Origin of the sequence: Luteitalea sp., from assembly GCF_022842525.1 — a bacterium.
Taxonomy (GTDB): Bacteria; Acidobacteriota; Vicinamibacteria; order Vicinamibacterales; family Vicinamibacteraceae; genus Luteitalea.
This window is the reverse complement of sequence record NZ_JALHPM010000247.1, coordinates 1-7,652: the sequence shown is the minus strand read 5'-3', so window position 1 is coordinate 7,652 and position 7,652 is coordinate 1. Positions and strand designations below refer to the sequence as shown.

General features: G+C 70.0%; 7 protein-coding genes. 6 read left to right on the top strand and 1 reads right to left on the bottom strand.

Annotated features, from left to right (window positions below):
• The 5 genes from Q0C41_RS28200 to Q0C41_RS28180 all read left to right on the top strand — a co-directional run.
• A partial coding sequence (locus tag Q0C41_RS28200; RefSeq protein ID WP_291989792.1) for an efflux RND transporter periplasmic adaptor subunit occupies positions 1 to 484 on the top strand: 484 nt, incomplete at its 5' end.
• A gap of 133 nt (positions 485 to 617) precedes the next feature.
• Positions 618 to 1,292 (top strand): GNAT family N-acetyltransferase, encoded by a 675-nt coding sequence (locus Q0C41_RS28195; RefSeq protein WP_291989790.1) that lies wholly within the window; start codon positions 618 to 620, stop codon positions 1,290 to 1,292.
• Between the two features lie 153 nt (positions 1,293 to 1,445).
• Positions 1,446 to 3,335 carry a GspE/PulE family protein gene (locus tag Q0C41_RS28190; RefSeq protein WP_291989788.1) on the top strand — a complete coding sequence of 630 codons (1,890 nt, stop codon included), beginning with the start codon at positions 1,446 to 1,448 and terminating at the stop codon, positions 3,333 to 3,335.
• Entirely contained in the window at positions 3,332 to 4,177 is an 846-nt protein-coding gene (locus tag Q0C41_RS28185) for an HDOD domain-containing protein (protein ID WP_291989786.1), read from the top strand. Before Q0C41_RS28190 ends, Q0C41_RS28185 begins: the two co-directional genes overlap by 4 nt.
• 117 nt (positions 4,178 to 4,294) lie before the next feature.
• A complete protein-coding gene (locus Q0C41_RS28180; protein WP_291989784.1) occupies positions 4,295 to 4,774 on the top strand; it encodes a hypothetical protein in 480 nt (159 codons plus the stop codon).
• Between the two features lie 15 nt (positions 4,775 to 4,789).
• Here the strand turns inward: Q0C41_RS28180 and Q0C41_RS28175 are convergent, their stop codons facing one another.
• Complete coding sequence (locus Q0C41_RS28175) at positions 4,790 to 5,272, bottom strand: DUF4112 domain-containing protein (protein ID WP_291989782.1); 483 nt, start codon at positions 5,270 to 5,272, stop codon at positions 4,790 to 4,792.
• A gap of 295 nt (positions 5,273 to 5,567) precedes the next feature.
• Here Q0C41_RS28175 and Q0C41_RS28170 point away from each other — a divergent pair, with 295 nt between their 5' ends.
• The gene (locus Q0C41_RS28170) at positions 5,568 to 7,502 is read left to right on the top strand and encodes a choice-of-anchor Q domain-containing protein (protein WP_291989780.1); all 1,935 of its coding nucleotides are present in this window, start codon (positions 5,568 to 5,570) and stop codon (positions 7,500 to 7,502) included.
• The last annotated feature ends 150 nt before the right edge of the window (positions 7,503 to 7,652 follow it).

The following is a 7,652-nucleotide window of genomic DNA, read 5'->3' as shown; positions in this document are numbered from 1 at the left end:
GGTGGATGCCCCGGCACGCGACGATGAACGGGCGCGAGCGCGGGCGGCGGTCCTGCAGGCGCGGGCGCGCGTCCGCGAGGCCGAGGCGATGCTCGCCAAGACGGTCGTGCGTGCGCCGATCGCCGGCACCATCCTCCATGTCGCCCGGCGGCCCGGCGAGAGCGTCTCGGTCGAAGGGCCTGACGGCGCGCATGTCGTGACCATCGCCGACCTGTCCGTGCTGCGCGTCCGCGCCGACGTCGACGAACGTGACGTGGCCCACCTGCGCACCGGCCAGTCGGCGTACGTCACCGCCGATGCGTACGGCACGCAGCGCTTCACCGGCCGTGTCATCCGCGTCAGCCAACTGCTCGGCCGCAAGAACATCCGCAGTGAGGAGCCCACCGAGAAGGTGGACACCAAGGTGCTCGAGACCCTCATCGAACTCGACCCTGGCCAGCGTCTGCCGATTGGCCTGCGCGTCGACGCCTACATCGCGCGCTGACCGGGGGGCATCGCCTGGGCGGCCGAGCTGGCCCCGCCCCTGCCGGCGTGGCCAGCCGGGCCATCGGAGACGGGGCTCGGGACGGACCGTCCGGGAGGCGGTGCTAGCATGGCGGTGGCTTTAAGGAGAGTGAATGCCGAGATCTGATGTACACCGGGTGTCTCCCGAGGGCGTGGCCAACGCGGCCGACGTTCTTGCGCGCGCCTTCCAGGACGACCCCCTTCAGAAGTACACGTTCCCGGATGAGGACGAACGGCGCCGCGTGTCGCCCGCGCACTTCCGCGCCGCGCTCGAGTACGGGCTGGCGTTCGGGATGGTCAACGCCGTCCCCGGGAGCGGCGCGATCGTCGCGCTGCCGCCGGGGCAGACCGAGGTCACGCTGGAGCGCGCCGAACAGGGGGGCCTGACCCGGTTGCCCGAGCTGATTGGTGCCGACGCGGCGGGCCGCTACCTGGGCGTCATGAGCGCCGCCGGACCGATGCACGGCCGACACGCCGCCATGCCGCACTGGTACGTGATGGTGCTGGGCGTGGACCCGGAGGCCCAGGGCACCGGTATCGGGCAGGCGCTGCTGTCGAGCGTGTTCGCGGAAGCCGATCCCACCCGACTGCCCGTGTATCTCGAGACGACCCAGCCGTCCAACATCGCGTTCTACGGACACATGGGCTTCGCCGTCGTCGAGCAGTTTCGCGACCCGGTCAGCGGCCTCGATGTGTGGGGCTTCCTGCGTCCGCCGCGCGAAGTGGTCGCCGTGGTCGAGCCGACACGTCGGCCCCGTCCCCGCCGCCGCTACCAGCCCAAGCGCTAGATCGACAGGGGGACTGCGGTGGCAGTTCCCCGTGCGGCTGGAACCTGTCCAACGACAGGGGTCGATGGAGGCAGAATGCCTCAGCGATGACGTGAGAAAGTCGGGCCGGAACGCTCACGAACGTCGCCGTGAACGCCGATTACGTCGGCAGTCATGACCCCGGCCGCTCCGGCGCCCCAGCCGTCACCCCCCAGCGATGTCGTCGCGCTGCTCCTCAAGGAGCAGATGGTGACCGAGGCGCATGTGCGCCACGCGACGCGGGTCCAGGCCAAGCTCGAGACCCCCCGCAGCCTGCTCACGGTCCTCCAGGATCTGAACATCGTCTCGTCGGAGCAGATCCGGCGCGCGGTGCGCGCCAACCCCCAGTCCATGCGGCTGGGCGACCTGCTGATCGACCTCGGCCACCTCCGCGAGTCGGATCTGCGCGCCGCGCTCGCGGCGCAACAGGCGGCCGGCGGCAAGAAGCGGCTCGGCGAGATTCTCGTCGAGAGCCGCGTCATGTCCGAGCACAAGCTCACCGAGGTGCTCGCCGACCTCTTCGGGCTGCCGCTCCTCGAGCCCCGCATCGGCGACATCGAGCGCGCGCTGCTCACGCGGATGAATCTGCGACGGGCGCAGGAGTGCGTGTTCATCCCGGTCTCGCAGGCGGGCGGGCGCGTCACCGTCGCCTTTGCCGACCCGCTCGACCCGCAACACAAGCTGGCGGCCGAGCAGATGTTCGGCGGCAACATCGTGGCGGCGATCGCGCGGCGGTCGCTCATCACCGAGGGACTGGCCGCCTTCGAGCGCGGTCTGCGCTCGACCGTCGGGCCGAGCGAACACACCGCCATGCAGGTGGTGGTCGACCTGGTGCGGGACGCGCTGGAATCCGGGACGAGCGACATCCACATCGAGCCGCTGCAGTCGGGCCTGCGGGTGCGGTTCCGCCTCGACGGCGTGATGATCGAGCACCGCAACATCGACCGCGAGCTCGGTGCGGCCGTCACCAGCCGCATCAAGGTGCTGGCCGGCGCCGACATCGCGGAGCGCCGTCGGCACCAGGACGGCCGCATCAAGTTCGAGGATCCGATCTCGGGTGCCACGGCGGACATCCGGGCCTCGTTCTACGTGACGATTCACGGCGAGAAGGTCGTCCTGCGCCTGCTCAATCGCAAGACCGAGCTGCTCAGCATCCAGGACATCGGGATGGGGCCGCGGATGCTCGATCGCTTCGTCGCCGATGCGCTCGAGGTCCCGACCGGCGTCGTCATCATCACCGGCCCGACCGGCTCTGGCAAGACGACCACGCTCTATGCCGCCGTCGATCACCTGAACACACCGGACACCTGCATCGTCACCGCCGAGGACCCGGTCGAGTACGTCGTCGACGGCATCGCCCAGTGCTCGATCAACGCCAAGATCAACCGGACGTTCGAGGAGACGCTGCGGCACATCGTGCGGCAGGACCCGGACATCATCGTGCTCGGCGAGATTCGCGACCGCTTCTCGGCCGACACGGCCATCCAGGCCGCGCTCACCGGTCACAAGGTGTTGACGACGTTCCATACCGAGGATGCCATCGGCGGCCTGCTGCGCCTGCTGAACATGAACATCGAGGCGTTCCTCATCTCGTCGACGGTGATCTCGGTGGTGGCCCAGCGGCTGATGCGGCGCGTGTGCACGCAGTGTGCCGAGCCCTGCGTCCCGACGGCGAACGAGCTCCGCCGACTGGCGGTCGGCCCGCAGGACCTGCGCGGCGCGACCTTCATGCTGGGCAAGGGGTGTCCGGCCTGTCGATACACGGGCTACCGCGGCCGCATCGCCGTCTTCGAACTGCTCGTGCTCAACGAACTGGTCAAGGACGCCATCCTCAACCGGCGCACCTCCTACGAGATTCGCCGCATCAGCGTCGAGACGTCCGGGCTCGTCGCGCTCATCGAGGACGGGCTCTACAAGGCCTCGTACGGGCTGACCTCCATCCAGGAACTCCTGCGGCATCTGCCGCGTGTCGTCAAGCCGCGGCCGGTGGACGAGATCCGCCGCCTGCTCGGGAGCCTTTCGTGATTCAGTCGCGGTCCCTGATCGATGTCCTCGGCGACGAGCTCGCCCGCAACGACCTCCAGTTGCCGGTCTACCCGGGTATCGCCGCCCGTGTGCAGGCGCTGGCGGCCTCCGGCAATGCCAACGCCGAGCAGTTCGAGCGTGTGCTGTCCCACGATCCGGCGATCGCCTCGCAGGTGCTGCGCGTGGCCAACTCGGCCTTCTACTCCGGGTTGAGCTCGGTGGCGACCATCCGCGCCGCGGTGCTCCGCCTCGGCCTGGACCAGCTCATCTCGCTGGCGGTCGCCTGTTCGCAGAAGGGGCAGTTCGTCGCGCACGACCCGCAGATCAATCGCCTGATGACGCAGTTGTGGCAGCACTCGGTGGCTGTCGCCTTCGGGTCGCGCTGGCTGGCCGAGCGCGCGGGCTACCGCGGGCTGGCCGGGGAGTGCTTCATGGCCGGCCTGTTCCACGACATCGGCAAGCTGCTGATTCTCAAGGTCCTCGACGACCTGCGGCGGCGTGGCGAGTGGACGTCGGACCTGCCGCCGTCGCTCGTGCAGGAACTGCTGGCCTCGCTGCACGCCGAGCAGGGGGCCCGTCTCATCAAGCAGTGGAACCTGTCGCCGATGTACGCCGACATCGCGCGCAGCCACAACGACCCGCACTCCGAGGACATCAACCCGGTGCACCTCATCGTGCGTCTCGTGAACACGGCGTGCACGAAACTCGGCGTCAACCTCTACAAGCAGGAGGGGCTCGTGCTGGCCGCGTCGGCCGAGGCGGCGGCGCTCGGGCTGAAGGAAGTGGTCATCGCCGAACTGGAGATCGTGCTCGAGGACGGCATCGCCTCGCTCGCCGCCTGACACGCCACGTCCGAGCGACACGTGTAGCGCTCTGGTGCGCGCCACCTCGGCCTGGAACGACGTCGTGCACGTCGGCGCTCCACACCGCGTCGGCACCAGCGTTGCAGGCGATGGCGCATGCAGCCACCACGCCCCCACGGACAGCCGCCCGCGATCGTCATCGGTGCGGACACACGGCACGCCTCGGCGCGACATCCCCTGGCCCCGGTGGACAGCGGCGTCGAGAGCAGCGCCGGCGGTCCCGTGCCGCTCGTCGGGACCCGCGACCCGCGCCTCGTGCGCGCGTGGGCGTCGCATCATGGTGCCGAGCCGGCGACCGGGGAGGCGACGGCATCGGGCCCGGCCACGGTGTCGGTCAACGATCTGGGCTCGGGGCTTCGCTTCAATTTCCCGGGCGCGTCCCGCTTCCGCGATGTGACGTGGGATGAATGGCTCGCCCACTTCGAGACCGCGCAGCTGGTGTTCGTCTTCGAGAGGACGGCCTCTGCCGACGACACGTCGTCGCCGCGTGTCGGCGGAGCGCTCTATCGGGTCGTGACGGCAGCCGACTGGAGTGACCGTCCGCTCGCGACGCTGGCCGAGGACCACTCGGCCTGAGGCCGCCCCACGCGGTCAGACCAGCCAGGCGTACAGCACCGCGGCGATCCACACCGCGAGCACGACGGGGAGGGCGGCCGCGGCCAGCAGCGTCAGCCCGATGCCCCACACGAACCACGCGTCGAAGCGGGTGTGCGGCACCCCGGGGCGGGCGTGACGCTCCAGCAGCGCCATGTTCCAGGTGTTGGCCTTCCAGAAGATGTCGGCGACGTTCCCGAGCCCCGGCACGATGCCGAGCAGCGCGTCGATCACGGCGTTGATCAGCATGCGCACCTGCACGAGCTTGGGCACGCCCATCCGATACGCCTGCACCAGCAACAGCATGCCGAAGGCCGGGCTGCTGAGGTCGCCGATGCCGGGGACCAGTCCGACGATCACGTCCCAGCCGAAGCGGACGTTCGTGCCCGGAATCCTGAACGCCTGATCGAGCAGCCAACTCCACCGCCTGAGGCGTTCGAGGTGCGGATCGGTGCCGGCAGGTCCGGCTGTCGGCGGCATGGCGACGAGTGTACCCGCGGCGCACCCCGCCCACGGAGCCGCACAACCAACTCAGCGACAGAATCGTCGTGTCCATTTCGATGGGTCGTGCATGAACTACCGCACGCAAACCCGACGCCGCTGCACACGAGCGCAAAGTGTCTGCCAATAAAACGTGTGTAGTGTCTTTGGCAGCAAACTTGTAATCCCCTCTGCTGCGGCCTTGTCGCACCCTCGGGGCGTCAGCCCCCTCCCACAATCCATGCGCCTTGCACGGGCCCGCGGTCATCCTGCGTGTCCTGCTCTGGAGAGCACCGTGTCTTTACACGCGATCCGTTTTCTCGTCGTGGCCGCGCTGGCGGCCTCCTCCTCGCCCGTCATCGCCCAGCAGAGCTGGTACGTGGCGCCAGGAGGGACTGGCGATGGCACCTCGCCGACGGCGCCGTTGTCGCGCATCCAGTTGGCGCTGCAGGCGGCGCAACCGGGTGACACCGTGCTGGTCGCCCCCGGCACCTACCCCGAGCTGATCAGCACGGTACGCGCCGGCAGCCCCGGCCTTCCGATCAGTGTCACGGCGTCAGGCGCACGCGGCAGCGCCGTCGTCAGTCGGCCCGGACAGGTGCTGCAGGTCTCGCATCCCGACCACGTGTTCGACGGCCTCGTCTTCGACGGGCAGTACGCCGCCACCGACGCCGTGCGCATCGGGAGCGGTGGCCATCGCCTCGCGCTGCGCCGCGCCGAGATTCGACGAAGCGGCCGCGACTGCGTCGACATGGGCGCACCGGAAGGCGTGCTGTTCGAGCAGTCGGTGATTCACCACTGCCTCTGGTGGGACGGGGCCACCCGCCGGGACGCCCACGGCATCGTCGCCGGGGCCGTGCGCGGCCTCACCATCCGCGGTGTCGAGATTCACACGTTCTCCGGCGATGCGGTGCAACTCGATCCCGGTCGCAGCCTCCCGGGATGGGACGACGTGCTGATCGACGGATCGACGTTCTGGCTCGCCCCGCTGCCGGCGCCGGCCAACGGGTTCGCCGCCGGGGTCGTGCCCGGCGAGAACGGCCTCGACACCAAGACCAACGGCGCCGCACCGCGCGCGTCGATCGTCATCCGTGACACCGTGGCGCACGGCTTCCGCGGCGGACTCATCGCCAACATGGCCGCGTTCAACATCAAGGAGCAGGTCGAGGCCACGCTCGACGGCGTGACGGTCAGCGACTCGGAGATCGCCTTCCGCCTGCGCGGTCCCGGCGGCAACGGCGGGGCCTGGGTGCATCTGCGCAACGCGGTCGTCCACGACGTGCTGACGGGCATCCGCTACGAGGACGCCATCGAGCAGGTCGAGGTGTCGCATGTCACGTTCGGCGGCGGCGTCTCGCGCATCTTCCAGGCGGCCAACGCGTCGTGGGGAGGCGTGGACGTGCGCAACACCCTCGTGCTCGGCTCGTCGCTGCCGAAGGAAGCGCCGACCTCAGGGCAGAACCTCGCCGTCGGCACCGCCGCCTTCGTCGCCGCCGCGACCCACGACTATCGATTGGCCGCGGGCACGCCGGCCATCGACGGTGGTGTCGTGCTGGCGGAGATTCCGCTGGACCGCGCCGGCCTGCCGCGCGTGCAGGGCGCGGCGCCCGACATCGGTGCCTACGAGTACGCGGCGTCCATCGAACCGCCGCCCCCACAGCCGAGTGGCCCCGCGCTGACGGCCACGCTTTCACCGACCGACCCCACCAACGGCGTCCGCCTCGCGTGGACCAACGTCGCCGGCGAGAGCGGGTACGAGATCGAGCGCGCCCCTGCCGGCGGGGGATTCGCCCGCGTCGCGACCCGCCCGGCGGACAAGGCCACCTGGAGCGACAGTCGGCTGACCAGCGGCAGCACGTACCGGTATCGCGTGCGCGCGCTGGTGGGCACCGCGCCAGGCCCCTGGGGCAACGACGTGAGCCTCACGCTGGCACCGGAGGGCGGCGTGCCGCCGGCGCCGACCGCGCTGGCCGCCCGCCTCAGCAGCACCGCGCCGACGACGACGGTGCTCCTGACCTGGCAGGACACGTCGCTGAACGAAGACGGGTTCTACGTCGAGCGCTCGACCGATGGCGTGGCCTACACCCGCATCGCCACCCGGGCGGTCAACGCGAAGACCTACACGAGTGGCAGTCTCACGAGCGGCACGACCTACTGGTACCGTGTCCGCGCCTTCAACAGCACAGGTGAGGGGGCGGTCTCCGCGGCGGTCTCCATCACGACGCAGTAACAGGAACCGGGCGCGCGGGCGTCGTGTCTATACTGAGAAGGTGACACGTGGCTGCCGGGTCCTGTCGGGCGTGACGCTGCTGCTGGCGCTGATCGGGCTGCCGATCGCGGCGGTGGCGTGCGAACTCGCGTGCCCCGAGGCCCTGCCGGC

Excerpts from the sequence above, each read along its gene's own strand:
- Q0C41_RS28195 (WP_291989790.1), top strand. The coding sequence starts at position 618 with ATGCCGAGATCTGATGTACACCGGGTGTCTCCCGAGGGCGTGGCCAAC.
- Q0C41_RS28190 (WP_291989788.1), top strand. The coding sequence starts at position 1,446 with ATGACCCCGGCCGCTCCGGCGCCCCAGCCGTCACCCCCCAGCGATGTC.
- Q0C41_RS28180 (WP_291989784.1), top strand. The coding sequence starts at position 4,295 with ATGCAGCCACCACGCCCCCACGGACAGCCGCCCGCGATCGTCATCGGT.
- Q0C41_RS28175 (WP_291989782.1), bottom strand. The coding sequence starts at position 5,272 with ATGCCGCCGACAGCCGGACCTGCCGGCACCGATCCGCACCTCGAACGC.